Raw genomic sequence first — 25803 nt, forward strand, 5'->3', positions numbered from 1 at the left:
GCGGTGCCAATGGCATCCTCTCGTAGCAGCTCGTGACTAGGATTTGTATGAACATAGGGTGTGTGCAAGACCTAGCATCATGACGGTCAACGGGATGGAAAAGGACAAGCAAGCTCTGCCGTCGGCCTTCTCACCCGACAATGCCACGGTTCACTGTAATCGTTGATAGAGACTTTGCATCTAATAGGGAATATTAATCAAGAGGAGTGAGCACGGTGAAGCTAACCGTACTGATTATCGGCTGTGGCGATATAGGGATCAACCTCGGGCGCGAACTGCTCGAGGAAGGACATCAGGTGATTGGCCTGCGCCGCAACGTGGAAGCCTTAAAAGACACCGGCATTAAACCGCTAGCGTTAGACCTTGATAGCCTTGAGGACGCTGATGCCAAAAGCCTCCCCCAAGCCGACTATGTGGTTTATACCGTCAGCGCTGACCGTTTCGAAGAGAGCGCCTATCAGAGCGCCTACCCAGAGGGCTTAAAGCGCGTGCTGAGTGTGATGGAACAGCACAAAACGCCGCCGCGTCGGGTGTTCTTCGTCTCTTCGACCAGTGTGCATGGCCAGCAGGAGGGCGAAGTCGTTAACGAAGAGAGCCCCACCGACCCCTCGAGCTTCTCTGGCACGCTGATGTGCGAAGCCGAACAGGCGTTGATCAATCACCCCCTGCCCGGCACCGTCATTCGCTTTTCAGGTATTTACGGTCCAGGCCGTGATCGGCTGATTCATCAGGTGGCTGAAGGCCGCGTGGCTGCGATCACCCCAGTAATTTACTCCAACCGTATCCACCGCGACGACTGCACAGGCATTATCGCGCACCTGATTCGCTATCAGGAGAGCGGTGAGACGCTGGCGGATATCTACCTGGGTAGTGACTGCGAACCGGTCACCATGCATAACGTGATGATGTGGTTGGCCGAGCAGTTAAAAGTAGAAGCCACCGAGACCATGCAGTCCCCACTCCGCCGTCGGGCCAGCAAACGCTGCGATAACCAGCGCATTATTGACACTGGCTATCAGTTCCGCTTCCCCAGCTACCGCGAGGGTTATGCCCAGGTACTTAAAGAGGGCGGCTTTTTAGAACTAAATAAAGCCTAGTCACCGATGACCATCACCGCTTCCGCTTCCACTTGGCTGCCTTTGGGCAGCGCTTTCACACCAACGGCGGCGCGGGCGGGGAAAGGCGCGGTAAAGAACTCCTCCATGACTTGGTTAACAATCGCAAAGTTATCCAAGTCCACCAAGTACAGATTCAGCTTCACAATATCGCTTAGCGAACCCGCCGCTTCTTCACACACAGCCTGCAGGTTGGTGAAGACTTGGCGCGCCTGAGCTTCAAAATCCTCAGACACAATCGCCATGGTCGCGGGATCCAGCGGGATCTGACCGGAAAGATACACCGTGTTACCCGCTTTAATGGCCTGGGAGTATGGGCCAATAGCAGCGGGGGCTTTGCTGGTGTTAATAACAGCTTTATTGCTCATGCGAGGTTTCGCTCCTGTAATGGGTAATACTTAATTATTTGAAACTAAAAAATAGTAATCGCTGCCGATTTTTTATCAGCATATCGTTATATAAGGTGTTAATTAGCGAGTCGGGTAATTTTGCCGACGTTGGGAAGATTACGAATACGTTTGATAATCCGCGCCAAGTGCACCCGGCCTTTCACCGATAGGGTCAGATTGACGGTGGAAAGGCGGGCATCGCGCTCTTCGATGCCAATCCGCTCAATGTTGGCATCGGCATCGGTAACCAGCCCGGCAAGCTCTGCGACCAACCCGCGACGGCTCTCAATTTCGATACGTAGCGCGACCGGGAAGTCTTCATCAATGGTGTCCGACCACTCCAATGCGAAGAGCTTATCGGGGTCGTTTTTATCGGCGAAGTTCTTATCAATAACGTTTTTACACTCAGCGCGATGCACCACCAAACCTTTGCCTGTGGAAAGGTGGCCCACCACAGGGTCGCCCGGCAGCGGATGGCAGCAGCGAGCAAAGTTAATCACCATGCCCTCGCTGCCGCTGATCAGGACGGCCTGGTTGCCTTCCCCGCCCGCTGAGTGTTCATAAGTATCGCCATGCGCCGCAGCGACTAAGCGACGTGCCACCACGTGCGTCATGCGGTTGCCCAGCCCTAGCGACTCCAACAGCGACTCCTCAGAAGAGACATCCAACTCTTTGAAGGCACGCTTAAGAGCGCTCTCATCCAGCTCTTCCAGGCTGGTATCGAACGGCGCCAGCGCCTTATTGAGTAATCGACGGCCCAGCATGACCGCTTCGGTCTGCTGCTGATATTTAAGCGCGTGGCGGATTGCCGAACGCGCCTTGGCGGTGGTGACAAAATTAAGCCAGGCAAGATTCGGGCGCGCACCGGGGGCAGTGATAATTTCCAGCGTCTGGCCGCTCTCTAAGCGCGTCGAAAGTGGCGCCAAATGCCGATCAATCCGGCAAGCGATGCAATTATTGCCGATGTCCGTGTGCACGGTGTAAGCGAAGTCGATCACAGTCGCGCCTTGCGGCAGCTCCATGATATCGCCTTTAGGCGTGAAAACGTAGATATCGTCGGGGAAAAGATCGTTTTTAACGTGTTCGATAAACTCTAACGAATCGCCTGCGTGGCGCTGCATTTCCAGCAAACTTTTAACCCAGGCGCGCGCGCGAGCGTGGCTGCCTTCGGCAATCGGATGCGACGTCTGACCCGCCTTATAAAGCCAGTGAGCGGCAATGCCATTATTGGCCATGGCTTCCATTTCACGGGTGCGTATCTGCACCTCAATGGGCATCCCGCGGGAGCCAAACAGCGTAGTATGCAAACTCTGGTAGCCGTTGGCCTTGGGAATCGCAATATAGTCTTTAAAACGCCCGGGCACCGGCTTATAGAGGTTATGCACCACGCCTAAAATGCGATAACAGCTGGCAACGTCTTCGGTAATGATGCGAAACCCGAAGACATCCATGATTTCAGCAAAAGGCTTACGCTGGTCGCGCATCTTTTTGTAGATCGACAGAAGGTGCTTTTGACGCCCAATCACCGTGCCGTTCAGGCTATCTTCATCCAGGCTTTTTTGCAGCGAGGACTGAATTTCGCGCATCGCGCTGCGCCGATGGCCACGCGCTTTAGCCACCGCACGCTTAATGCGCTCGGCGCGCATCGGGTGGATCGCTTGAAAGGAAAGATCCTCAAGCTCAACGCGAATAGTGTTGATACCCAATCGCCCGGCAATGCGCGCATAAATTTCCAGGGTTTCACGAGCAATGCGACGCTTCTTATCAGGTCTTAAAGCACCCAACGTACGCATGTTATGCAGCCGATCCGCCAGCTTGACGATGATGACGCGAATATCCCGCGACATCGCCAACACCATCTTCTGGAAATTCTCCGCCTGGGCGACGGCTTTGTCTTCAAAGGTGATTTGGGTAAGTTTGGATACCCCGTCCACCAGTTCTGCTACCGGTTTGCCAAACTGAGCCTCAAGGGCCTTTTTGGAAACCCCGGTGTCTTCGATAACGTCGTGCAGCATGGCAGCCATCAAGCTTTGATGATCCATGTGCATATTGGCAAGAATATTCGCCACCGCGAGCGGGTGGGTGACATAAGGCTCGCCGGAACGCCGCCGCTGGCCATCGTGGGCCTGCTCAGCGTAGTAAAAGGCGCGTTTGACCTGCTGGATTTCATCCGAGGGTAAGTAGCCGCCAAGTCGGTCGGCCAGGTCATCAATGGTGAACATCTACCGCGCCTCTATCGGTTTCGTTGAAAACGTTAGTCGTCGATATGAGTAGGCGCCATAGCCGGGCGCGGACGGACAGCGGCTTCAACGGGTTCGTCTAGTACGGTGTGATCGACCAGGCCTGCGGCAATTTCACGCAGCGCCATCACCGTAGGCTTGTCGTTTTCCCAGGGCAGCAGGGCATCGCGGGAGCCGCGCGCCAGCTGACGAGCACGCTGGGTGGAAATCATCACCAGCTTGAAACGGTTTTCAACATTTTCAAGACAATCTTCAACGGTTACGCGAGCCATGGGAGCCTTCCTGTTATGACGGAACCGGGCCGACACCGTTTTAGAGTTGAAAAACGGCGTCGACCCAGCGAAAAAAAGATGTAGAACCGAATAGATTACTCGACCGTAGGCGCCTGTGACAAGAGCGCAGCCAACAGCGGCGCGTGGCGCTCACTCATTACCGGGCGGCTTAAGCGACGGCTGATCACCAATGATTGTAACTCCTGCAGCGCCGTGGTGAAGTCATCATTAATAACGAGGTAATCATATTCGTGGTAATGAGACATTTCACTCACCGCATCGCGCATGCGTCGGGCAATCACCGCATGCTCGTCGGTGCCGCGGCTAGCAAGGCGTCGCTCCAACTCCTCGCGGGAGGGCGGTAGAATAAAAATCGACACCGCATCAGGCATTTGTTCACGAACCTGCTGAGCACCCTGCCAGTCGATTTCCAGAATGACGTCCTGCCCCGCTGCCAGCAATACCTCTACTGCTTGGCGCGAGGTGCCGTAGTAATTATCAAATACTTTGGCATACTCAAAGAACTCCCCCCGCGCGATCATCGCTTCAAACTCGGCCACATCGGTGAAATGATAATTGACGCTATTCACCTCACCCTCGCGCTTGGCACGCGTAGTATGCGACACCGACACTTGAATCCCATCCAGGCTTTCGATTAGCTCGCGCACCAAGCTAGTCTTGCCAGCACCTGAGGGGGCAGAAACGATAAACAGCGTACCTTGGGACATGAAGTACTTTCCCTTCAGTTAGCGAAAATAAGTAGCGGAAAACGTAGTAAACACAAGTAGAGCGACTGCAGCAGAGCAATAAGGCTGCGCAGTATCGCACACCCAGCGCGACGACTGTAGCGTCGGCGGTGACATACAGGGAGGTAGGCATGCGCAGTACGCTGTTTATTTTAGTCTTGATTGCACTCGGCGTAGCCCTGCAAAAAGGCCTTATAGAGATTCCTCGCCACTGGGCGCCTTGGGCACCGCTGCATATTGACGACCCCATTACGCCGGTCACGCAACTCAAGCTAAGCCGCTTGGCGGATGACCGCGCCGCCTGTTTAGCGGCACTAGACACGGCGCCCGAAAGCGAGCTGCGCTACACGCCATTAGCCGATTACGCCCCGACAGCTAGCTGCCCGCTCACCAATATCGTGCGCATCCAGTCAAGCGATGTCGTGTTCAATCGGAGCTTCGTGGCGTCCTGTCCCATGGCGCTGGCGTGGGTTATGTATGAACGCCACGCGTTACAGCCTGCTGCCGAGGAGATTATGGGCAGCCGGGTGAGCCAGGTTAATCATGTGGGTAGCTTTGCCTGCCGTAATGTTTATGGCCGCGAAACGGGCAGGCGCAGCGAACACGCCACCGCCGAAGCGCTGGATGTGGTGGGATTTCAATTTGAGAACGGTCAGCGCATCACGCTGATCAATGACTGGGATGATAAAGGCGAGGAGGGTGAGTTTTTACGCGCTGCCCGTGATGGCGCCTGCGATACTTTCGGAAATGTACTAGGCCCCGATTATAACGCCGCGCATGCCGATCACTTTCATATGGGCATGCGCGGATTTAGGCTGTGTCGCTAATGGATCAACCACTACTTATTCGAGGTTGATGTCATCTTCATCCGTTGCGGCACCGGTCGCAGCGCCAACGCCACCGCCGATAACTGCACCTTGAACGACGCTGCCACCCGTTACGGCTGCGGCCCCCGCACCAATGGCCGCACCCACACCGGCGCCGCTAGAGGCACGCTCCCCGGTAGTGGTGCCGCAACCCGCCAAACCAATGGTTAACGCCACCACTGCGAAGAGGGTAATTATACGTGTCGAATTCAATACCTGAATTTGCATGGTCATCTCCTTATGGTTTCTGCTCTTACACATTAGAGAAAATTCAACTTTTTAGCCATATTAATTATCACTGTTCGATAACTAGGCAATTGGTCAATATCTAGTAACGGGTCAATATCTAGTTAACTGATCAATTACTATGCAACGTCAGGCAAAGCTATGCACGCTGGGCTACGACGCCATAGGTACGCTTTTCCAGCCAGCGCCCAGCGGCAAAAATCACCAAGCCGCAGAGTGCCAAACCCGCCCCGACCAAGCCCGTGCTCGACCAGCTAAAGCCCGCACTGATTGCCAGCCCTGCTAGCCACGCCCCTAAGGCATTGGCACCGTTAAAGGCCGCGTGGTTCAAAGAGGCGGCCATGGTTTGGGCATCCTCTGCTACGTCCATCAAGCGAGTCTGTAAAGAAGGCGCCAGCGCCATGCTAGTGCCCACCAGACCAACAAACAGCAGCCCCGTCCAAACGTTATTTGCCGCAAAGTAAAACAGCCCCTGAATCACACCGCACCACAGCAGGATGGTGGGTATTGCGCGCATCAGGTTTTTATCCGCCATGCGCCCGCCGATTAAATTGCCGGCAATGGAGCCCAGGCCGAAGATCACCAGCACCAGCGGCCCCAGCGCTTCGCTCATGCCCGCCTGCTGGGTTAATGTCGGCATGACATAGCTAAAAATGGCGAACATGCCCCCACAGCCGATGCAGGCAAGCGCCAGGGTGACCAACACCCGCTGTTTAAGCAACGCTGACAGCTCACGCACAGGGCTCGCCTGGGTATCGACGGGCTGCACTGGTACGTAAAACCGAATCAACAGGGCAGTGAGCAGCGCAATGCCGCCGACACCCGCAAAGGCGATCTGCCAGCCCAACAGGTTACCCGTCCAGGTACCCAGCGGCGCACCAATCAAAATTGCCACGGTTAAGCCCAGCATTACCCGCGAAATTGCCCGCGCTCGTTGGTCTACCGGCACCGCCCCCGCCGCTACCAGCGCCGCGATGCCAAAATAGGCCCCATGCGGTAAGCCAGCCAGAAAACGCAGACCCACAAATGACCAGAATCCCGGTGCCATGGCGCTGGCAATATTGCCCACCGCAAACACCAGCATCAAAATGATCAACAGTGGCCGCCTCGGCACCCGCGCGGCTAACGCGGAAATCAGCGGCGCGCCGACTACCACGCCCAGCGCGTAGCTGCTGATTGCGTAACCCACTTGCGGCACGGTTACGGCTAAATCACCCGCCACGCGGTTCATCAAGCCCATAATGACGAACTCACTGGTGCCAATCCCAAAGCCGCCCAGCGCCAACACAAACTCGGCCAAACGCGGGTTACGCGCCAGCCCTTGAGACGACGATGGTATCGAATCCTGCATACTTAACTCCTTGGGATACCGCCCTGTTGGTATCTCGATTAGCGCTAAATGATCGCAGGATTAGACGAAAGTAGAAACAAGCTATGTTTAAAAAGTTAGCGGGCGAACTCAATACAGGAACCCGAGGTTCAGGAAGCACCTGGGCGAGATGTTTTGCTATCAAGTGCTCGATTTATCCACAGTCAGTAAGCGTTCACGCAGCCCACGGTTACGCGGCACCAATCCCGTTTGCAGCCCTAACGGGCGTAATACTTGGTTAAGCAGTGCCAATGTAGGGCTTGCTTTGTCGGCTTCCAAATCAGACAAGGAGCGACGGCTGATGCCCACCAGCTCGGCATATTGTGTCTGCGACATTCCCAACACATCGCGGCGTAGTTGACGCAGCACCTGCCCTGAGCTGATCTCCTCACGCAATAGCCGGGTCAGTAGTTCCATCAGTAGCGCCTCGCGCTCAATGCTAGAGAGATCTTTGCGTTTCATAAAAGCTCTTTGCGCTTCATACCAGCCCCCAGCGATGCAGCTTATCGTCCAGATAATCAAACCCTACTGCTTTTGACGCCAATAACGTTTCTGGTACGCCCCGGGCCGCTAGCCGCTCTTTTAGGCCGACTAATTGATTACCTAGCGCTTTTAGCTCTGTCATCAACTGCTCAGGTGGCACATAGGCATTTAAGTGCGCTGCAATAGCCACCCAGTTAAATTCACGCCCCTCTTCAAACGGTGCTCCCCAGGTGGTGGTACGGATAATGCCTTCTGAATCAGCCTTCATCGGTGCGAAGTCATAGACGGGCGCTAGCCAGATGCCCTGAGGCGTTTTCAACAACGCCGTATTGCGGCCATGGTTATCGCTATTAGCAAAAGCGACATTAAGCAGATCGCGTTTCACCCACTCGCTCACGAAACGCGCCGTATCAAAATGACCTCCTGACTCACAAACACGGTATTGCTGGCTCAACAGGCCAACCAGTGTCTCAATCACGGCAAAATGGTTTAAAAAACTTCCCGGCTGACGCTCCATTACGGAATAAACCGACTCCAACCCATACAGCGTTCGCGTCCCTGCGGGGTAATCAACATCAAAGCGGGGCAACCAGAGCGATGGGTAGCGCTCACCTTCTATTAACCGCGTTCCTTGCGTGTCGATGGTCGCCACGCCGAGTGACGCCAGTTCATGATAGAAATGGTACTCCGCGCGAAGGATGTTGTTATCAAGCTCGGTGCGCTGTCCGCGAGGAAATTTCACCAGATAGTGCTGGTCAGTATTTGTCACGTCATCCTGATAGGTATCGATCCAAACCTGATCATTAGGCGTACAGCGCAGCAATAGCTTCGGCGCTTCGCCACCTGCCCCGGTCGCGCCGCCCCCAGCGGCACCCATCTGCTGTGCATAGGCGAGAAAATCACTATCTCGATCCACAACATCACGTAAGGCAAAACGCTGCTGCTCAAGCGTGCTGCCTGCTGGACGCTCGGGAAGGGCCTCTTTGATGCGCAAATTGCCAACCGGTGCAATCGTCCCTTTAGCCAATAAGGCGTAATCCTGTTCAGCCTCGGTAAGCGCCGATATCCCCAACTGCGTGACCCAGTAACGGCGGCTCGCCCCGGAAGGCATGATATCGTCTAGAAATGCGAACCAGCCTGACGACTGATGAGTGTTCATGAGTTCAATAGGTAAACGCAGGCTACAGGCATGCTCGTCATCACGATCCAGCCACTCAAGCGCATAGTCAGTGATATACCCCAAACGAGCAGGCCCTCGGCGACCTTTCTCTGGGTGCTCAATCACCAGCTCGGCGGCATCGTGCCACTGGCCATGATGAAATGCCTGGATGGTTAGCAACGTGGGCCACCTTCATTGAGCAGTTAATAATTGAGTAGTTTAATGCTCAATAGTCTAGCTCACAGCAAGATAATGTGCATTTTAATACTCATAAATAGATAAAACCCCAATTAATGAGCAATAAAATACTCATTTATAGCCAGGAGTAGTGATGACTTCTAACGACTCATCCTTGAACACCATCGAGCTTGCCATGGCAGCACTTGCCAAAGCTGACCCGGATATCGCCCGTGCCCTGCCGCTAGTGGGGGCGCCTCCGCCTCGTGAGCGTGATAAAGGCTTCCCAACGTTCTTCTCCACCATCGTTAGCCAACAGCTATCCACCGAAGCCGCCCGCGCGATTATGGGCCGCGTCAATACACTGCTGCCTGAGCTGCACGCCCAGGCAGTGATAGATGTGGAGGGCCAAGCGCTGCGCGATGCGGGGCTTTCCTGGCGCAAGATCGAATACGCCAAAGGGCTGGCAGAAGCAGAGTTGGCAGGCACTTTTAGCGCCGAGGGGCTTGAACAGCTAAGCGATGATAAAGCCATTGCCGCGATTACCCAGCTACGCGGCTTTGGCCGTTGGAGCGCTGAGATCTACCTGATGTTTTCGCTGAAACGTCAGGACATTTTTCCCGCAGACGATTTAGCTCTGAGAGTTGCGCTGGGCCGCTTAAAAGGTATGGACAACAAGCCTACTCCGAAACAGGCGCGCCAGTTGGTAGAACACTGGGCGCCCTGGCGTAGCGTGGGCTCGCTGTTTTTGTGGCATTACTATCGCGGCGAGCCGCTCTAAGAAGTTGACCTTTAGAGAGTGAGCCCGCCAAATTTGCCGTTCTGGTAGTCCTCTACCGCCTGGACAATCTCTTCGCGGGTAGTCATCACGAAGGGGCCGTGGGAGTAGATGGGCTCATCAATGACATCACCATGGCCAAACAGCAGGCGTGCATCGCTGCCAGCTTCGATGTCGAGGCTGTTGCCATAGCGATCGACTTCAATTAAATGGTGGGGCTGAACTGGCTCACCGCCCACCTCAACCTCCCCACTCACCACGTAGAGAAACACTTGCCGCCCAGGTGTTACGGGCAACTGTTCGTGGCTACCGGCAGGCACCCTTAGCGTTGACATAAACACACCGGTCAGCGAGTCGACAGGGCCGACGCTGCCCTGCCACTCTCCGGCGATCAGGTTCAGCTCACCGCCACCGGGCAGCTCAATAGCGGGGATTGATTCCTGCTGCAGCCCCACGTAGCGCGGTTCGCTCATTTTCAAGCGCGACGGCAGGTTGACCCACAGCTGCAGAATTTCCAGCGGGCCGCCTTCGCGCAGAAACTCCTCCGGTGAAATTTCCGCATGCACGATGCCGCTGCCAGCGGTCATCCACTGCACGCCGCCCGCATTGATCACGCTTTGATGCTTGGCGCTATCGGCGTGGGCCAATGAGCCTTCCAAGATAAAGGTGACCGTTTCAAAGCCGCGGTGCGGGTGCGGGCCAAACGGCAGGCCACTGTTATTGGCCGGATACTTCTGTGGGCCGTGATGGTTAAGAAACAGAAACGGATCGAGCTGCTCAAGCTGCGGCCCCGGCAGCGGCCGCCGGGTAACTAAATCGCCGATATCATCGCGCTGGGCCGGGTGCTGGGCAATCACGCGACGTGCTGTTTGGTTAGTATCTAATGGCATCACTGACTCCTTATCAATACCGCCCAGCGTAAAACCTACGGCAGCAGATGAGGAGCGAATAATTTGCCCTGTTTCATTGAAGGAAATTGTTATTAAACGTCTCTGCCGTTTCCTCAGAACTCGGTCACCACCGTCACCCCCGCCCCTTCAAACTTATCCATGTTCATCAGCGCATCAATGGACTGCTCAAGGCTAATCCGTTTGCCGATCAGCTTTTCAGGCGCTAGCTTTCCAGACTCGATCATCGCCAGCATGGCGTCGTAACGGTAGGCCTGCATGCCGTGACTACCCAGTATTTCAAGCTCGTTGGCGATTACCTTGCTCATGGGAATGGCGGGCGTGCTGTTCTCGGCCAACATCAGCCCAACCTGGACATGCTTGCCCCGTTTACGCAGGTTACTGATGGAGTTAAAGCAAGTTGTCGGGTGCCCCAGCGCATCCAGCGATACGTGAGCGCCTCCCCGGGTTATTTCCGCCACCGCTTCCACCACATTGGCTACCTTAGCGGCATTCACGGTGGCAACAGCGCCCAATTGACGGGCCAGATTCAGCGCGTCTTCCGAAATATCAATGGCGACAACGTTAGCGCCAATCGCATTGGCAATCATCACCGCCGATAGACCTACACCGCCACAGCCGTGGACAGCCACCCACTGGCCTGCCGATGTTTTGCCTTGATCGACCACCGCCCGAAATGAAGTAACGAAACGACACCCCAAGCTGGCCGCCGTCGCAAAATCGAGCGTCTCGGGTAGTGCGACTAAATTGACGTCTGCGTAGTGAATACTCACATACTCGGCAAATGAGCCCCAGTGAGTGAAGCCGGGCTGAAACTGGCTATCGCACACCTGATGATTGCCGGAGTGGCACTCGGGGCAAGTACCGCAACCGCCAACGAATGGAACAGTGACGCGGTCACCAATACGCCACTTTTTTACGTCTTTGCCCACGGCTTCGACCACACCGGAAAGCTCATGCCCCGGCACATGGGGAAGCTGGATATCGGTATCATGACCCATCCAGCCATGCCAATCGCTTCGGCAAACCCCGTTTGCCATCACCTTCACAACGACCCCATGCGCCTCAGGCGTAGGGTCAGCTAATTGCTGGATGCGGAGAGGAGCGGAAAATTGCTCAAAAACAACGGCTTTCATAAAGGATTCCTAAACTATATCGCTTTTTACTTTATAACCGCACCCGCAGATAAGGAGCAAATTATTGGGTGCTAGCGCTTAATCGCCCCACTACCCTAAACACATCACCCTCTGGGCGCACCACAATCATTTCTCCAGAGTCCACACCGCTACCCACCAATGCCGTGATATTTACCTGATGGGTAACCAGCAGTAAATTCCCCGGCCCCTGCCATGCGGCAATCTGCTCTTGGGCGTCTTGAGTGATGGACGCTTTATCACCGCGCCCGCGAAAGAACGAATCCAGCCAGGGAGTAGGCTCGACAGAGCCCACCGCCATTAGCTCAGCGGTATCCAACGCCCGGCACCAGCTTGATGAGTACACCGCCGTAATAGGAATATCCCGCGCACGAAATGCACGACCAGTGGCTTCAGCCTGAGCGCGGCCAGCGGCAGAAAGGTTACGCTGAGTCTCACAGCGGCCACGCTCAAAGCCCGGCGGGTCACCAATGCCTGGGGCAATAGAGTGTCGCATTAGAATCACCAAGCCGCCTTCTTGGAGTGCTTGCCAAGTGGCGTCGTTTGCCTGGGCGCTGAGTGGCAACGCGCCCAACACACTGAACAGTAGAGCTAAGGTGAGGTAGCGTAGTGTGGACATGGGAGGCGTTCTCTATCAGTGGTGGTAAGTAACTACTCAATATTCTGAATCTGCTCCCGCATCTGCTCGATTAGCACCTTCAACTCCACCGCGCAGCGGGTCGTCTCTGCCACTACGGATTTTGACGAGAGCGTATTAGCTTCGCGGTTGAGCTCCTGCATTAGGAAATCCAGGCGTCGGCCTTTGGGGCCTTTCTGGGCAAGCTGGTGGCTCACTTCTTCGATATGCGCCGTTAGGCGGTCTAGCTCTTCATCCACATCGGCTTTTTGCGCCACCAGCACCAGCTCGGCTTCCAGGCGCTGGGGGTCAAGTTCAGTCTTGGCGACTTCCAGGCGCTCCAGTAGTTGGGCACGCTGGCGCTCCAGAATCTGCGGTAGCAGGCTGCGTACGGTGGCCACTTGCTCAGTCACCGCATCTAAGCGGGTGGTGATCATCTCGGCGAGCTTTTCGCCTTCACGGGCGCGGGCGTCTATTAACTCATTTAGCGCTTGGTCGAACAGCGCTTTGGCGGCGGCTTTGATGACCTCTTGATCGAGATGCTGAGTTTCCATTACGCCGGGCTGGTTGAGGAGCGCAAGCGTGGTGGGTGGCACGGCGGTAGGCACCTGCTGTTGTATGGCGGCTAAGGCATCGGCAATCTCTTTTAACCGCTGGGCATTCACCGCAGGCGCTTGAGCGGTATCGGCGCTCTCAAACCGCACGCTGCACTCCACTTTGCCTCGGGCCAGGCGAGTACGCAGTGCTTCGCGCAGCACCGGCTCTAGGTCGCGTAAACTTTCGTGTAGGCGAAAATGTGGCTCTAAGTAACGCTGATTCACCGAGCGAATTTCGACCTGCAGGGTGCCAAAGGGGGCGGCCTGCTCGGTACGGGCGAAGGCGGTCATGCTGTGCGTCATGGAAAAAACCTGTAGAGAGATTAGCGTGCTGGAAGTGTAGAGCATTCGCTAACACTCTTGTTTGAATTGACGCGTCTATTTATTCGATACGCTGAATACTGAACCAGTGTACGAACATCAAACACCCATGATGTCTGGCTGCACCTCAATAAGCAGACTGGCATCCGGCGATGGCGTATCCATCACCTCGAAGACGTGGTCGATCATCTCGCCCACATTTTGTCGTGCCATTATCAGGTGAGGGTGAAACGCAGCGGCCAGCGGGTCCCAGTCAAAGCAGCCAACAATCATATCGTCAAGCTGGTAACCGCCCCGCTGTAGCCAGCGCACGATCCCCTCAAGCGAAATCGTCGAGTTGACGAACATTGCGCTGGGAAGCGCGGTGCGGTGGCGCATATACGCCTCTAGCGCGACCTGGGCCTTATCGGCGGCATAGTCGCAGGGAATGATGTCTGCCTCAGAGGTGGAAAGCCCGCGTTCAGCGCGAGCCTGGGTGAATCCGGCAATCCGCTCGCGGGTATTGTGATCCTCCGCACGACCACCAATAAACAGGATGGTGTTGTCACTCGGCGTTAGGCTGGCTAGCTGATCAAGAATGGCGTGGGTCAGCTTTTGCGCGCCCTCTCGGTTATTGGAAATAATCGAGGGTGCCTTACCGCCGGGCAGATCCAGATTGATACTCGCCACTCCGCTCTCGTCACACATCGCAGAGATCGTGTCGGGATCAGTCGCCCCGGTACTGACCAAACACTCGACCCGGTAGGCGAGCATCATGCGCGCGGCCTCGCGCTCTTGGGTCGGGTCGCGGTTGGTACACGCAACAATTGCAAACAGCCCACGGCGCCTCGCCTGGGCTTCGAAATGCTGGGCTATCGAACTGAAATAGCGGTTGTCGTAAAGCGGCAGGATCATACCGATGATACCTGAGCGCTCGCGCCGCAAGGCACGGGCCTGCATGTTGGCCGAATAGCCTTCAGACTGGGCAAGGGAAAGAATTTTGTTAGCCAATTTTTTGCTGATACGACGCCGCTGCCAAGTGCCGTTGAGCACGGCACTGACGGTGCTAGGCGACGTTTCTGCCAACCTCGCTAAGTCGTAAATTGTCAGCCGCTTGGCTGAAGAGTCGCTAACCACCGGGCAGCTCCTTGCGATTAGATAAAAGTAGCATTGACGTGATGATGGAATAGATCAATCCTACACATTGCACAACCGATTGTGCATGCTCGTTTAAATGACAAAACCGATAGCGATTAAGCATCGCTTAAGTACCACTCAACGTATCCAGCACCGTGTAACGTTTTTATGCATTAAATTCCTATGCATTGTGAGCCTCGGAAGCGTCTGCGTCATTCCATTTGACCCTGGCGCAACGTACAGCAGCACTATTAAAGCGCTTCAATGCACGCTATTTCACTGACTGGGTTAGCCAACAGCAAGCAGGAAATCACAATGAAATACAAAGCACTTCTTACCGCGGCTACGCTAACAGGCATTATCGGCAGCGCCAGCGCAATGGCTCAAGAGCCTCCTACGATTGCCGTGGTCGCGAAGGTGGGTGGCATCCCCTGGTTCAATGCCATGGAGATGGGCATTGAGCAGATGGGTGAAGAGCTGGGCGTCGAGGCCTATATGGTAGGCCCCACCAGCGCTGACCCGGCCCTGCAGGTACGCGCGATTGAGGATTTGATCAGCCGGGGGGTTGATGTCATCGGCGTGGTGCCCAATGACCGTGAAGTACTTGAGCCGGTGCTTGAGCGCGCGCGTGAGCAGGGCATTATTGTGCTCACCCACGAGAGCCCCGAGTCAGAGAATATCGATTATGACTTTGAAATGATTTCGGCGCAGCAGCTCGGCGAAGAGCACGCCAAACTGCTCGCGGAGACCACGGGGTGCGAAGGCTCCTACGCTGTCTATGTGGGCGGTCTAAGTGTGCCCGCACACAACGCCTGGGCGGATGCGGCGGTGAACTGGCTGGATGAAAACTGCGCAGGCTTGACCCAAGCGGCTGAACGTTTCGGTGTGGCTGAGAGCGTCGACGATAGCCGTAATACCACTCTTGACCTGCTGCGCGCTCATGAAGACCTGGTCGGCATTATGTCATTTGGCAGCCAAGGCACCATCGGTGCCGCTCGTGCGGTTAAAGAGCGTGGTTTAGAGGGCGATGTCGCCGTCATGGGGCTTTTCTCACCGGGTCAAGGGCGTCGTTTGGTACATGAAGGGGTTATCACAGGTGGTTTCCAATGGAGCCCACTGGAAGCAGGTAAAGCGTTCGTCGCCCTCGGTGAGATGCTCTATAACGGTGAAGAGATTACCGATGGGGCTGAGCTTCCGGTGCTAGGCGACATCACCCTGGACGGCCACACGATCTTTGCCTCGCAGCCACTGGAGCTCAATAAAGAAACCGTGGATGAGTTGGCAGAGCTTGGCCTTTAAAACCGCGCTTATTCATTTGCTGTAAACGCTGCCGCGCTCAATGAGCGCGGCAGTTATGTTAAGAGAGCCGTCATGTCTAGAGAGGAGCCGCCGATGAGCGAGATCGCGATTCGAGCGCGTCATGTTAGCAAGGTATTCGGGCAAAGCCGGGTGCTGGATGATGTCGAATTCGAACTTCGCCGCGGTGAGGTCATGTGCCTGGCGGGCGAAAACGGCTGCGGCAAAAGTACGCTCATTAAAATTATCAACGGCGTTTACAAGCCCGAGCCGGGTGTTGAGTTTACGTTTGGAGATGAAATCCTTTCTGTGATTAGCCCGCTGGAGGCACGCAGCCGAGGCATCCATGTCATCTGGCAGGATCTGGCGCTCTTTCCACACCTCACTGTCGCGGAAAATATCGTCTTTGATGACTACGTTTCTAAGCCATGGCGGCCAATTTCGTATAAAAAAGCGCTGCAGCAATCACGCGAAATTATTCAGCAATTTGGTTTGAAACTAGATCCCACGGCCCGCGTTGAAGACCTTTCGATTGCCCACCGTCAGTTGGTCGCGATTTGCCGCGTGCTGCGTGCAGGTGCCAGCATTATTTTTATGGATGAGCCCACCGCCTCGCTCACCTACAAAGAGGTGCAGGCGCTATTGGCGATTACCCGCTCGCTGGCAGAAAAGGGCATTTCTATTGTGCTGGTCAGCCACCGCTTGGCGGAAGTGCTGGAGGTTTGCCAGCGGGTAACCGTACTGCGTAACGGCCAGTTGGTGGGCACCTACCCCACCGAGGGAATGACCCAGGCGCGGCTCTCCACGCTGATGACCGGCCTTGAGTTAGCGCTCACCCCCCGGGCTGAGACGCATAAAGGCGCACCGGTACTTGAGCTCAAGCAACTGACGCGTGCAGGCGAGTTTGCAGATATCTCTTTTACCCTGCACCGCGGGGAAATTCTTGGTTTAACCGGCTTGCTGGGCGCGGGGCGTACCGAACTCGCCCACACCATTTTTGGTATGACAAAGCCCACATCGGGCGAGATTCACAAGGATGGCCAGCCGCTCAAGCTACGCTCCAACCGCGACGCCGTGCGCCATAAGATCGCCTACCTCTCGGAAGACCGACTCCATCTTGGCCTGGTACAAAATCAGTCGATCAATATGAATACCGCCGTCACAGTGCTACCGACGCTTGAGAAACCGCGTTTTTTTCTCTCTCCCCAGCGCATTAAGGCGCTCACCGCCCACTGGATAGAACGGCTTAAAACCAAGGTCAGTGATGCCGAACTGGCGGTCTCGTCGCTCTCTGGCGGCAACCAACAGCGCATTGCGCTTGCCAAGTGGCTGGCGACCGAACCTGACGTACTGATTCTCGACTGCCCAACGATTGGTGTCGATGTGGGGGCTAAAGCGGGGATCTTCGAGATCATCCGCGGTCTTGCCGACCAGGGTGTGGCGATTATTTTGATCTCCGACGAAGCGGGGGAAATCTGGATGAATACAGACCGCGCGCTGGTACTGCGCGATGGGCGAATCTCTACCGAGGTGTTCCCCTCTGAAACAACGGAAGAAGCGCTGGAGGCGATCATCAATGCGTAATCTTTTATCGCGCACACGACTCGGCACCGAAGGGGTGCTGCTGGGCATTATTCTGGCGCTCTCGATAGTGCTGGCGCTGACCACCGACAGTTTCTTAAGCCTTCAGAACCTGTTTGACCTGCTCAACAATCAGTCGGTCAATATCATTTTTGCCGTGGGGCTGGTGGTCGTACTCATCGCGGGGGGCATTGATATCTCCTTCGCGGTGGCAGCGTCGGTGGTGCAGTACGTGGTGATGACTCTGCTCATCGAAACGCTGGGCGGCGGCAGCTGGGCACTGGGCATCATCCTCTCAATGCTCGTGGGCACCCTGCTGGGTCTGTTTAATGCGCTGCTGATTCACCGTTTTCGTATTGTTTCGATTATCGTCACTATCGGCACCTTTAACCTGTTTTTCGGGCTATTGATGTACTTCACGGGCGGGGTATCGATCTACGATATTCCCGACTGGCTCTACTACTCCATTCCTCTGCTCGACCTACCCGCCGAGCGCGGCTCGGCCACGCTCTACTTCCCCGCTGCCGTCATGGCGGTCATGGTCATGCTCACTTGGTTCATTCTGGCTCGCACCGGCTTCGGCCGTGCGGTTTATGGTTTTGGCTCTAGCCCCGAGGCCGCGCGCCGTTCAGGCGTGAGTGTGTGGAAAATTCACGCCTTCGCTTACGGCTGGCTGGGGTTATGTGCAGGGGTTGCAGGCCTTATGCAGGCGCATATTGTGCAAGAGGTGGTGCCCAACGCCTTGATCGGCCAGGAACTGCCGATTCTAGCCGCAGTAGTGCTGGGCGGCGCAACGCTGGGCGGCGGTCGAGGCTCAGTGCTTGGCGCCGTGCTGGGCGTGCTGCTGCTCGCCGTGGTGCAAAACGGCCTTAACCTGCTAGGTGTAACGCCCTACGCTTTCCGCATGATTGTCGGGTTGATTATTTTGATCGCGATCACGACCAGTAATTTGGGCAACCTGTTGCCCCGTTCAACCAGGGCTAAAAACGTATGAATAAGCCGCTGAACACGCCATCCAGTGCTGGCGTACGCCTGGGTGGCGATACCATCGAAGTGATGGCCATGACGGCCCTTTTGATCTTCAGCATCGTGTTTTTCTCGTTGCTGGCCCCAGGGTTCCTCTCCGCAACGAATTTCAGCTCAATGTCGATGCAGTTGCCAGAGCTTGGTCTACTGTCGCTGGCAATGCTGGTACCGATTATTTCCGGCGGGCTAAACCTCTCGGTTACTTTTACCGCCAATATTGCCGGGCTCACCACCGCCTGGCTGGTGCAAGGGTTACTGGCCGGCATGGGGATTCTCAGTGTGCCGATGGCGATTATGGCCGGACTTGTCGTGGGTGCTGCCGCCGGCTTTTTAATCGGCGTTATCGTCGCCTATGTGGGCGCCCATCCCATTCTGGTGTCGCTAGGTGCGATGATTTTTCTCCAGGGTGTGGGCGAGTTTTTAACTCGCGGCGGCGGTATTTCAGGTATGCCTGAGGTATTTCAAACCATCGGTAGCGGAAACTTTCTGGGCGTGCCAATTCCCATGTTGATCTTTCTCGGCGCCGCCGCTGGGCTGATGTACGTGATGCACTTTACCCGCACGGGTTTCTCAATCTACATGCTCGGGTCTAATCCCCGTGCTACCGAGTACTCGGGCATTAACGTCAAGCGCGTGCTGATCACCGTCTACACGATTTCCGGTCTGCTCGCTGGCCTCGCGGGTATGGTGATGCTCGCCCGCTTTAACTCCGTACGTGTAGGCCACGGCGAGAGTTACCTGCTGATTACCGTGCTGGCCTGTTTTCTGGCCGGGGCGAACCCCTTTGGCGGCTTTGGCCGCGTCCTCCCCCTGGTGCTGGGCTTGATGAGCCTGCAAGTAATTGCCTCGGGCATGAACCTGATGGGCGCCAGCCAACACCTGGCCACCGCGGTGTGGGGTGCTTTTCTAATTATAGTAATGGCACTGCGTATGCCGTTTATTAAACAGTCTTGAGTAAGGTTTTCCATGAGTCACCAAGAACATGTTCTAGGCATTGATATCGGCACTGGCAGCGCCCGGGCAGGCATTTTCACGCCGGATGGCGTGATGCTGGCCGAAGCGAAAACACCGATTGCCATGCATCGTCCTGCCGAGCATCACGTCGAGCAAAGCTCAACGGATATCTGGCGCGCTGTATGCAGCGCGACGCGGCGCGCCCGCGAGGCTGCCGGTGTGACGTCCGATTCCATCACCAGCATGTCGGTAAGCGCCACCTGCTCATTGGTGCTCCTTGATCAGCAGGATAAGCCGCTAGCGCTTTCACCGGGCGATGAGGCGTGGAATATCATCGTGTGGATGGATCACCGGGCAACCTTAGAAGCCGCTGAGTGCACGGCTACAAAGGGAGCACCGCTGCGCAACCTGGGTGGCGTCATGTCTCCAGAGATGCAGATGCCTAAGCTCATGTGGTTGAAGCGGCATCGGCCCGAGCTTTACGCCCAGATTGGCTACGCAGGTGATCTAGGCGACTGGCTTGGCTTTAAGTGCACCGGCTCTCTTGAGCGCTCGGTCTGCATGCTCTCCTGCAAGTGGACATTTGACCCTCGCCCTGGACATGGCTGGGATCATGCCTTCCTAAAGCAGATCGATATGCAGGATGTACTGGAGTGCGCCCGACTGCCCGAACAAGCCCTTCCCGTGGGCGTAGCACTTGGGCAGTTGACCGAAGAAGCCGCCGATGACTTGGGACTGACGACTCGGTGTACCTTCGCAGTGGGCATGATTGATGCCTATGCCGGTGCGCTTGGCACGCTAGGCAGAAGCCTCGCTGATGCGCCCGAGCGCCGCCTTGCCGTGATTGGCGGCACTTCCACCTGTCATATTGGCGCCCTGCCCGTGCGGCGAGAGGTACCCGGCGTGTGGGGCCCCTATCCGGGAGCGCTATGCAATGGTTTTGTCGCCAACGAAGGAGGGCAAAGCATTACCGGCGCTCTTCTAGATCACTTGGCGGCACTATTTTCAGCCAGCAGTGAATTCGGCGACGATCTTCACGGCGCGTTATCCGACCTTCTACTCGAACGCTTGGCAGCCGGTGACCCTGCCCCTGACACCCATGTTTGTCCTGACTTCATTGGCAACCGCTCGCCATTGGCCGATCCGAAAATTCGCGGCACCATCACAGGATTGACCCTTGATACGCCTCGCGAGAGCTTCATCAAGGTCTATTGGGCGGCAGCCACCTCGCTGGTTTACGGCACCCGCGCCATCATAGAGCGTATGAATGCCCATGGTTATGCCATCGATACCCTGCACCTCAGTGGAGGACATGGACGTTCAGCGCTATTACGCAAGCTCTATGCCGACGGTACCGGTTGTCAGGTTGTGCTGGCGGATGCGCCGGAACCCGTGCTTCTTGGGGTAGCCGTGGCGGCCCTGGCTGCTCAGGCCAATGGTGAGGTGCTCAGTGTTGCCAGTGGCCTCTCCCCAGGCGAACAAACATTAGCGCCCGACCAGGCAATGCAAGCGCTGCACACTGCGCGTTACGCCGCTTTCAAGAAACTTTACGAAGGGCGTCTAGACTGACACAACCAACCTACTTCAAGACGCTAGCTGGAGGTTAAGCCCATCAGCGCACGCCCAGACGTGTACAATGGAGGGCTTTTCCTAGTTGTGCGTTTATTGAGAGGTACTATTTGTGAGCAGTGCTAAGCGTCCTGATGTTGTGCGCCCCAGCGGTCGCGAAGCCGACCAGCTCCGTGAGATTCGCCTGACCCGTGATTATACCCGCCATGCGGAAGGCTCCGTCCTGGTGGAGTTTGGCGATACCAAAGTGCTATGTAATGCCAGCGTAGAGGCCGGAGTGCCGCGCTGGCTGCGCGGTAAGAATCAGGGCTGGGTAACGGCTGAGTACGGCATGTTGCCCCGCGCGACCCACACCCGTAGTGACCGTGAAGCGACCCGCGGCAAGCAAGGTGGCCGCACGCTGGAAATTCAGCGCTTGATAGGCCGCAGCCTGCGCGCCGCGGTAAATTTAAAGAAGTTGGGTGAGTTCACCATTACCGTGGATTGCGATGTGATCCAGGCCGATGGCGGTACCCGCACCGCGGCGATTACCGGTGGCTGCGTGGCGCTGATCGATGCGATTCGTTATCTGCAGCGCGAGAAAAAGATCAAAGCCGACCCTTTCAAGCAGTTGGTAAGCGCCATTTCCGTAGGCATCTATAAAGGTGTACCGGTGCTGGATCTGGACTACCCGGAAGACAGCAAGGCCGATACCGACCTGAACGTGGTAATGACGGAAAGCGGCGAGCTGATCGAAGTGCAGGGCACCGCCGAAGCAGGTGCGTTCACTCGAGCCGAGCTAAACGGCATGCTCGATTTGGCCGAGAAGGCAGGCGATACGCTTCGCGACCATCAGCGCGAAGCGCTGGGTATTCGAGGGTAGTTTAAACGTCCTATCCAGCTTGAACAGGAGTGTGCCAATTCTCTATCACCCCGTCACTAACGGGGTGATGCTCCTGCTTTTCGTACCTTAGTCGTATAACGCTGAACTCGTTGCGCTAGCTATATTGAATTTACCTCGGCTACGCGAGAAGTCTCATTCTTTCCAGGCTTGAGGCACATACCATCTTGGTGCATTAAGTAAGAATTTGTTCTTTAGGAGTGCATGCCTAAAAGGGCAGATTGAAGATTAAAAGCATGATGGAGAACTGCACATATTAAGTTAATGTTTTTATTGATAAAAATAATTTATGGCATAAAGATTCCATAAAAATTATAACCAAGCATGAAGCCAACGCTTCCATAAGTCTTGTACAGATTAATAAGCTGGCAAAGAAGCCTGAATGTCCTTATGGACGTTCAGGCTTTTTTTGTGCGGGGAATTAAGATGAAACTAACCATACCCATTGGGGTGCTCTATTCGAGCTCTGGTACCTACCAACGCATGAGCAGTAATTCGCTGCTTGGCGCACGTCACGCCATCGACGAGATCAACCGAAGCAAGACTGCAGGTATCACGTTAGCTGCGCATTACTTCGACCCTCAGGGCGAGCTCTCTGCTTACCAGCGAGGAGTCGAATATTTACTTGCCCATGGCGCCCGGCATGTTGTCGGAACGACGACCTCGGCGAGCCGCAAAGACATCGTTCCAGATGTAGAAAAGGCCGGAGCGCTATTGTGGTATGCCACGCCCTACGAGGGCTTCGAGTGCAGCGAGAACGTTGTCTATCTTGGCGGCTGCCCTAGCCAGAACTTGGTGCCCCTGCTCGATTATGCACTCAGGGAATTCGGCCGTTCAGCCCTTTTAATCGGCTCTAATTACGTGTGGGGCTGGGAGAGCAACCGCATTGCACGCGAGCTAGTCGAGGCTGCTGAAGGTAACGTCGTCGCAGAGAAGTATTACCGCTTCGGGGATGCCGATTTCAAAGCCATCATTGATCAAATATTAGTCAACGAGACCGCTTTTATTCTCAATAACTTAGTTGGCGAATCATCATATTTCTTTCTCCGCCAGCTCAACGATGCCTGCGCTCGCCTTAATATTCAAATGCCGGTATTGAGCTGCAACTTCACCGAGTGCGAGCTGCCGGAAGTCGGCTCATTATCTCACGTTCGACTTCTCTCATGTGGTCCTTGGTTTGACACGCCCGGCAATGGTTTTTCAGCTCGTCAGCGCGTGCAGCATGGCGCGCAGTGCTACTCGCACTGCTACACCAGTGCTTATAACGCCGTGCACCTATTTGCACTGGCTTGCCAAGCAATGGGGGATGACGATCCAGAAAAAGTCCTGCAGTGGTTACATGGCAACCAGCTAACCACCCTCATGGGTAAACTCCAGGTCAAGGCGTCCAATAATCACCTAGCGCTACCATGCTGCATCGCTGAAGCCAGACAGGGACAATTCAGTATTATCCACCGCGAGCCTAGCGTTCTGGATGCTGATCCTTACCTAACACGCACCAGTTTGGCGCGTTTTCATGAACTTGCCGTATGCAAAGCGTCGGCGCCCAGCCTGAGGATCGTCAAATGAAACTTGACGTTTATCAGGACTTTCGAAGCCAACTGCTGCTCGTCGACTGCGATGCCCGTACCCAGGCAATGCTCGATAAGTGCTTAACGCGTCTCGGAATTGACTGTCTGATTGTCGCCGACGATGACTGGGGCGATCTAGACACGATTCACGGCGTTATTGTCGAGCTTGATTACTTAAACAGCGAGCGTTTGCTGGCCTCGGTGAAGGAACGGGGACTGCCAATCGTTGCAGTAACGCATCACCAAACGCCCTCGCAAATCCAGCGAGCTTTACGTTTAGGGGCAACGGCAATACTCAATAAACCCATTACACAAAGCGCTGTTTACACCACATTGATGATGGCACGTGGCTTGAACGAGCGTATACATGCCCTCGAAATAGCCAAGCGCGATCTCACTGATACTTTGTCCCAGCGCGAGGTCATTGCCAAGGCAGTGGCACACCTCATGGTCAAGCTGGAGCTAAGCGAGCAAGATGCCTACGAGCGTTTGCGGCGTCATGCCATGTCGACCCAGCAACCCATTGAGCACGTTTGTCGGACCCTCCTCGAGCCGTCTTCACTGTTCGCTCGCCAAGGGAGGACTACGCCATGACGCTGCTAACTGCGCTAGTCAGGCGCAAGGCTGTCGCCATCGCGCTGCTGTATATCGTGATCGTTGTTGTCGCAGCAGTCTTCGCACCGTGGCTGGCGCCTTTCGATCCCACTCAACAATTCTTCGACGGTTTGACCCTGGAAGGGGCACCGCTACCACCCAACGAAGAGTTCATGCTGGGCACAGACCTGTTGGGTCGCGACTTACTCTCACGGCTCATCTATGGTGCACGTACCTCGCTGATTATTGGCATCGTCTCTAACGGCATCGCGGTGATTATTGGCACCCTCGTCGGTATCACCGCGGGGTTTGTGCGTGGCTGGATAGGCTCGCTGCTGATGCGATTAACCGATCTGATGATGGCCTTTCCAGCATTGCTATTGGCAATCGCCCTAGCCGCCATCCTGCGACCCAGTTTGTGGATTGTGGCGCTGGTGATCGCAATGGTTAATTGGGTACAGATCGCCCGCGTTATTTACTCAGAAACTATCTCTCTCGCGTCTAAAGATTTCGTCGCCGTTGAGCGAACCATCGGCGCCAGCGACAAGCGCATCCTGTTCTCACATCTGCTACCGCACTTACTGCCGACGATCATGGTATGGGCCACGCTAGGCATCTCCACCACCGTGCTGCTTGAAGCCACGCTGTCGTTCCTGGGCGTCGGCGTGCAGCCACCAATGCCTAGCTGGGGCAACATCATTTTTGAGAGTCAGACTTACTTCACTTCGGCGGTTTGGCTGGTGCTATTCCCTGGACTCGCCATCATCGCGCTGTCGTTGAGCTTCAATCTGGTCGGCGATGCATTACGTGATGAGCTGGATCCGACGCTCAAGGGGAGACTCTAAATGGCCTGGTTCATTGCCAAACGCATTGCCTATTCGCTGCTAATACTGCTCGGTGTGACCTTCATCACTTACCTGCTGCTCTATATGATTCCAGCCGACCCTGCCCGCCAGATTGCTGGACGCAGCGCCACGGCGGAAGTGGTTGCCAATATCCGTCACCAGTTGGGTCTGGATCTGCCTTTTTACGAGCAGTACTTCCGCTATCTCGTCAATCTTGTCCAGGGAGACTTTGGGCGTTCCTACGTTCAGCGTTCGGAAGTAGCCACACTGATCGAAGCCCGTATTGGACCGACATTGCAGTTGATGGCCGCTGGCATCGGCTTCGAGCTACTGATTGGCGTCACGCTGGGCATCGTCGCCGCTCTCAAGCGTAATTCGGTGCTCGATCAACTGCTAATGGCATTTTCGTTTATCGGCGTCTCTTCACCCCACTTCATCGCCGCCATGCTGGCGCTGTACGTCTTTGCTGTGCAGCTTGAGTGGTTCCCGCTGGGGGGGTATGGCGAGGTAAAACACCTCATGCTACCGGCTATCACCTTGGGTGTGCTGGGCAGCGGCTGGTATTCACGCATGGTGCGCTCGTCGATGATAGAAGTACTCCACCAAGACTTTATCCGTACAGCCCGTGCTAAAGGGCTGAAGCGTCTACGCGTGCTCCTTCGACATGTGCTGCCCAACGCTATCATTCCTGTGATTCCGATGATTGGTATTGATATCGGCATCTTTATGAGCGGACTGGTGGTCGTGGAAGCGGTATTTGGTTGGCCCGGTCTGGGCCAGCTTGCCTGGCAGGCGATCCAGCAGGTGGATATCCCGGTCATCGTGGGCGTAACCACGCTATCGGCGGTAGCTATCATTCTGGGCAATCTGGTGGCCGATCTGGCCGTGCTGTTTGTCGATCCACGTATCGACATCAACAAGTCTTAAACTCGACGG

The 25803-nt window shown here is 55.6% G+C and carries 26 protein-coding genes; 13 read left to right on the forward strand and 13 right to left on the reverse strand.

Annotation, left to right across the window (positions count from 1 at the left end):
* The first annotated feature begins 215 nt into the window (after positions 1-215).
* Positions 216-1097, forward strand: coding sequence for an SDR family oxidoreductase (locus QEN58_RS19030; RefSeq protein WP_280105148.1), 882 nt, complete (start codon positions 216-218; stop codon positions 1095-1097).
* Here the strand turns inward: QEN58_RS19030 and QEN58_RS19035 are convergent.
* The 4 genes from QEN58_RS19035 to gmk all read right to left on the reverse strand — a co-directional run bounded on the left by QEN58_RS19035 (position 1094) and on the right by gmk (position 4744).
* A complete protein-coding gene (locus QEN58_RS19035) occupies positions 1094-1483 on the reverse strand; it encodes a RidA family protein (RefSeq protein WP_022521094.1) in 390 nt (129 codons plus the stop codon). The two genes, QEN58_RS19030 and QEN58_RS19035, sit on opposite strands and share 4 nt — an antisense overlap.
* Positions 1484-1581: 98 nt before the next feature.
* Positions 1582-3726: a RelA/SpoT family protein gene (locus QEN58_RS19040; protein WP_280105149.1), complete on the reverse strand. Its 2145-nt coding sequence runs from the start codon at positions 3724-3726 to the stop codon at positions 1582-1584.
* A 32-nt stretch (positions 3727-3758) separates the two neighbouring features.
* Positions 3759-4016: a DNA-directed RNA polymerase subunit omega gene (gene rpoZ, locus QEN58_RS19045; protein ID WP_007112267.1), complete on the reverse strand. Its 258-nt coding sequence runs from the start codon at positions 4014-4016 to the stop codon at positions 3759-3761.
* 95 nt (positions 4017-4111) lie between these two features.
* Complete coding sequence (gene gmk / locus QEN58_RS19050) at positions 4112-4744, reverse strand: guanylate kinase (RefSeq protein WP_280105150.1); 633 nt, start codon at positions 4742-4744, stop codon at positions 4112-4114.
* Between the two features lie 149 nt (positions 4745-4893).
* On the opposite strand from gmk, the gene QEN58_RS19055 reads away from it, so the two are divergent.
* Positions 4894-5589, forward strand: a complete 696-nt coding sequence (locus tag QEN58_RS19055; RefSeq protein WP_280105151.1) for an extensin-like domain-containing protein — start codon at positions 4894-4896, stop codon at positions 5587-5589.
* Positions 5590-5604: 15 nt separating this feature from the next.
* On the opposite strand, the gene QEN58_RS19060 is transcribed toward QEN58_RS19055, so the two are convergent.
* From QEN58_RS19060 to QEN58_RS19075, 4 genes are all read right to left on the reverse strand, one after another.
* Entirely contained in the window at positions 5605-5856 is a 252-nt protein-coding gene (locus QEN58_RS19060; protein ID WP_280105152.1) for a hypothetical protein, read from the reverse strand.
* A gap of 157 nt (positions 5857-6013) precedes the next feature.
* Positions 6014-7225, reverse strand: a complete 1212-nt coding sequence (locus QEN58_RS19065; RefSeq protein WP_280105153.1) for an MFS transporter — start codon at positions 7223-7225, stop codon at positions 6014-6016.
* 159 nt (positions 7226-7384) lie between these two features.
* Positions 7385-7705 carry a helix-turn-helix transcriptional regulator gene (locus QEN58_RS19070; RefSeq protein ID WP_280105154.1) on the reverse strand — a complete coding sequence of 107 codons (321 nt, stop codon included), beginning with the start codon at positions 7703-7705 and terminating at the stop codon, positions 7385-7387.
* 16 nt (positions 7706-7721) lie between these two features.
* Entirely contained in the window at positions 7722-9065 is a 1344-nt protein-coding gene (locus QEN58_RS19075) for a type II toxin-antitoxin system HipA family toxin (protein ID WP_280105155.1), read from the reverse strand.
* 151 nt (positions 9066-9216) lie between these two features.
* On the opposite strand from QEN58_RS19075, the gene QEN58_RS19080 reads away from it, so the two are divergent.
* Positions 9217-9843, forward strand: a complete 627-nt coding sequence (locus QEN58_RS19080) for a DNA-3-methyladenine glycosylase family protein (protein WP_280105156.1) — start codon at positions 9217-9219, stop codon at positions 9841-9843.
* 11 nt (positions 9844-9854) lie between these two features.
* Here the strand turns inward: QEN58_RS19080 and QEN58_RS19085 are convergent, their stop codons facing one another.
* The 5 genes from QEN58_RS19085 to QEN58_RS19105 all read right to left on the reverse strand — a co-directional run bounded on the left by QEN58_RS19085 (position 9855) and on the right by QEN58_RS19105 (position 14551).
* The gene (locus QEN58_RS19085; RefSeq protein ID WP_280105157.1) at positions 9855-10730 is read right to left on the reverse strand and encodes a pirin family protein; all 876 of its coding nucleotides are present in this window, start codon (positions 10728-10730) and stop codon (positions 9855-9857) included.
* Positions 10731-10843: 113 nt separating this feature from the next.
* The gene (locus tag QEN58_RS19090) at positions 10844-11884 is read right to left on the reverse strand and encodes a zinc-dependent alcohol dehydrogenase family protein (protein ID WP_280105158.1); all 1041 of its coding nucleotides are present in this window, start codon (positions 11882-11884) and stop codon (positions 10844-10846) included.
* Positions 11885-11945: 61 nt separating this feature from the next.
* Positions 11946-12521, reverse strand: a complete 576-nt coding sequence (locus QEN58_RS19095; RefSeq protein ID WP_280105159.1) for a histidine phosphatase family protein — start codon at positions 12519-12521, stop codon at positions 11946-11948.
* Between the two features lie 32 nt (positions 12522-12553).
* Complete coding sequence (locus tag QEN58_RS19100; RefSeq protein WP_280105160.1) at positions 12554-13417, reverse strand: YicC/YloC family endoribonuclease; 864 nt, start codon at positions 13415-13417, stop codon at positions 12554-12556.
* A 117-nt stretch (positions 13418-13534) separates the two neighbouring features.
* Positions 13535-14551 (reverse strand): substrate-binding domain-containing protein, encoded by a 1017-nt coding sequence (locus QEN58_RS19105; protein ID WP_280105161.1) that lies wholly within the window; start codon positions 14549-14551, stop codon positions 13535-13537.
* A 315-nt stretch (positions 14552-14866) separates the two neighbouring features.
* On the opposite strand from QEN58_RS19105, the gene QEN58_RS19110 reads away from it, so the two are divergent.
* The 10 genes from QEN58_RS19110 to QEN58_RS19155 all read left to right on the forward strand — a co-directional run bounded on the left by QEN58_RS19110 (position 14867) and on the right by QEN58_RS19155 (position 25794).
* Positions 14867-15850, forward strand: a complete 984-nt coding sequence (locus QEN58_RS19110) for a substrate-binding domain-containing protein (protein ID WP_280105162.1) — start codon at positions 14867-14869, stop codon at positions 15848-15850.
* A 93-nt stretch (positions 15851-15943) separates the two neighbouring features.
* Entirely contained in the window at positions 15944-17431 is a 1488-nt protein-coding gene (locus QEN58_RS19115; protein ID WP_280105163.1) for a sugar ABC transporter ATP-binding protein, read from the forward strand.
* Entirely contained in the window at positions 17424-18422 is a 999-nt protein-coding gene (locus QEN58_RS19120; protein ID WP_280105164.1) for an ABC transporter permease, read from the forward strand. The genes QEN58_RS19115 and QEN58_RS19120 overlap by 8 nt, the downstream gene beginning before the upstream one ends.
* The gene (locus QEN58_RS19125; protein ID WP_280105165.1) at positions 18419-19408 is read left to right on the forward strand and encodes an ABC transporter permease; all 990 of its coding nucleotides are present in this window, start codon (positions 18419-18421) and stop codon (positions 19406-19408) included. Before QEN58_RS19120 ends, QEN58_RS19125 begins: the two co-directional genes overlap by 4 nt.
* 12 nt (positions 19409-19420) lie before the next feature.
* Positions 19421-20977 carry an FGGY-family carbohydrate kinase gene (locus QEN58_RS19130; RefSeq protein WP_280105166.1) on the forward strand — a complete coding sequence of 519 codons (1557 nt, stop codon included), beginning with the start codon at positions 19421-19423 and terminating at the stop codon, positions 20975-20977.
* Between the two features lie 139 nt (positions 20978-21116).
* The gene (rph, locus tag QEN58_RS19135) at positions 21117-21839 is read left to right on the forward strand and encodes a ribonuclease PH (protein ID WP_280106965.1); all 723 of its coding nucleotides are present in this window, start codon (positions 21117-21119) and stop codon (positions 21837-21839) included.
* A 444-nt stretch (positions 21840-22283) separates the two neighbouring features.
* Positions 22284-23426: a transporter substrate-binding protein gene (locus tag QEN58_RS19140; protein WP_280105167.1), complete on the forward strand. Its 1143-nt coding sequence runs from the start codon at positions 22284-22286 to the stop codon at positions 23424-23426.
* On the forward strand, positions 23423-24022 hold the full coding sequence (locus QEN58_RS19145; RefSeq protein ID WP_280105168.1) for an ANTAR domain-containing response regulator: 600 nt from the start codon (positions 23423-23425) through the stop codon (positions 24020-24022). Before QEN58_RS19140 ends, QEN58_RS19145 begins: the two co-directional genes overlap by 4 nt.
* Entirely contained in the window at positions 24019-24867 is an 849-nt protein-coding gene (locus QEN58_RS19150; RefSeq protein WP_280105169.1) for an ABC transporter permease, read from the forward strand. Before QEN58_RS19145 ends, QEN58_RS19150 begins: the two co-directional genes overlap by 4 nt.
* Positions 24868-25794, forward strand: a complete 927-nt coding sequence (locus QEN58_RS19155; RefSeq protein ID WP_280105170.1) for an ABC transporter permease — start codon at positions 24868-24870, stop codon at positions 25792-25794.
* Positions 25795-25803 lie beyond the last annotated feature (9 nt).

The sequence above is a fragment of the Halomonas alkaliantarctica genome, from assembly GCF_029854215.1.
GTDB classification, from domain to species: domain Bacteria; phylum Pseudomonadota; class Gammaproteobacteria; order Pseudomonadales; family Halomonadaceae; genus Vreelandella; species Vreelandella alkaliantarctica_A.

Bases quoted from the DNA above. Each gene is read 5' to 3' on its own strand.
- QEN58_RS19090 (WP_280105158.1), bottom strand. From the start codon at position 11,884: ATGAAAGCCGTTGTTTTTGAGCAATTTTCCGCTCCTCTCCGCATCCAG.
- QEN58_RS19065 (WP_280105153.1), bottom strand. From the start codon at position 7,225: ATGCAGGATTCGATACCATCGTCGTCTCAAGGGCTGGCGCGTAACCCG.
- QEN58_RS19155 (WP_280105170.1), top strand. From the start codon at position 24,868: ATGGCCTGGTTCATTGCCAAACGCATTGCCTATTCGCTGCTAATACTG.
- QEN58_RS19035 (WP_022521094.1), bottom strand. From the start codon at position 1,483: ATGAGCAATAAAGCTGTTATTAACACCAGCAAAGCCCCCGCTGCTATT.
- gmk (WP_280105150.1), bottom strand. From the start codon at position 4,744: ATGTCCCAAGGTACGCTGTTTATCGTTTCTGCCCCCTCAGGTGCTGGC.
- QEN58_RS19140 (WP_280105167.1), top strand. From the start codon at position 22,284: ATGAAACTAACCATACCCATTGGGGTGCTCTATTCGAGCTCTGGTACC.
- QEN58_RS19130 (WP_280105166.1), top strand. From the start codon at position 19,421: ATGAGTCACCAAGAACATGTTCTAGGCATTGATATCGGCACTGGCAGC.
- QEN58_RS19145 (WP_280105168.1), top strand. From the start codon at position 23,423: ATGAAACTTGACGTTTATCAGGACTTTCGAAGCCAACTGCTGCTCGTC.
- QEN58_RS19125 (WP_280105165.1), top strand. From the start codon at position 18,419: ATGAATAAGCCGCTGAACACGCCATCCAGTGCTGGCGTACGCCTGGGT.
- QEN58_RS19120 (WP_280105164.1), top strand. From the start codon at position 17,424: ATGCGTAATCTTTTATCGCGCACACGACTCGGCACCGAAGGGGTGCTG.
- rpoZ (WP_007112267.1), bottom strand. From the start codon at position 4,016: ATGGCTCGCGTAACCGTTGAAGATTGTCTTGAAAATGTTGAAAACCGT.
- QEN58_RS19150 (WP_280105169.1), top strand. From the start codon at position 24,019: ATGACGCTGCTAACTGCGCTAGTCAGGCGCAAGGCTGTCGCCATCGCG.
- QEN58_RS19070 (WP_280105154.1), bottom strand. From the start codon at position 7,705: ATGAAACGCAAAGATCTCTCTAGCATTGAGCGCGAGGCGCTACTGATG.
- QEN58_RS19055 (WP_280105151.1), top strand. From the start codon at position 4,894: ATGCGCAGTACGCTGTTTATTTTAGTCTTGATTGCACTCGGCGTAGCC.
- QEN58_RS19100 (WP_280105160.1), bottom strand. From the start codon at position 13,417: ATGACGCACAGCATGACCGCCTTCGCCCGTACCGAGCAGGCCGCCCCC.
- QEN58_RS19060 (WP_280105152.1), bottom strand. From the start codon at position 5,856: ATGCAAATTCAGGTATTGAATTCGACACGTATAATTACCCTCTTCGCA.
- QEN58_RS19040 (WP_280105149.1), bottom strand. From the start codon at position 3,726: ATGTTCACCATTGATGACCTGGCCGACCGACTTGGCGGCTACTTACCC.
- QEN58_RS19115 (WP_280105163.1), top strand. From the start codon at position 15,944: ATGAGCGAGATCGCGATTCGAGCGCGTCATGTTAGCAAGGTATTCGGG.
- QEN58_RS19110 (WP_280105162.1), top strand. From the start codon at position 14,867: ATGAAATACAAAGCACTTCTTACCGCGGCTACGCTAACAGGCATTATC.
- QEN58_RS19095 (WP_280105159.1), bottom strand. From the start codon at position 12,521: ATGTCCACACTACGCTACCTCACCTTAGCTCTACTGTTCAGTGTGTTG.
- QEN58_RS19085 (WP_280105157.1), bottom strand. From the start codon at position 10,730: ATGCCATTAGATACTAACCAAACAGCACGTCGCGTGATTGCCCAGCAC.
- QEN58_RS19080 (WP_280105156.1), top strand. From the start codon at position 9,217: ATGACTTCTAACGACTCATCCTTGAACACCATCGAGCTTGCCATGGCA.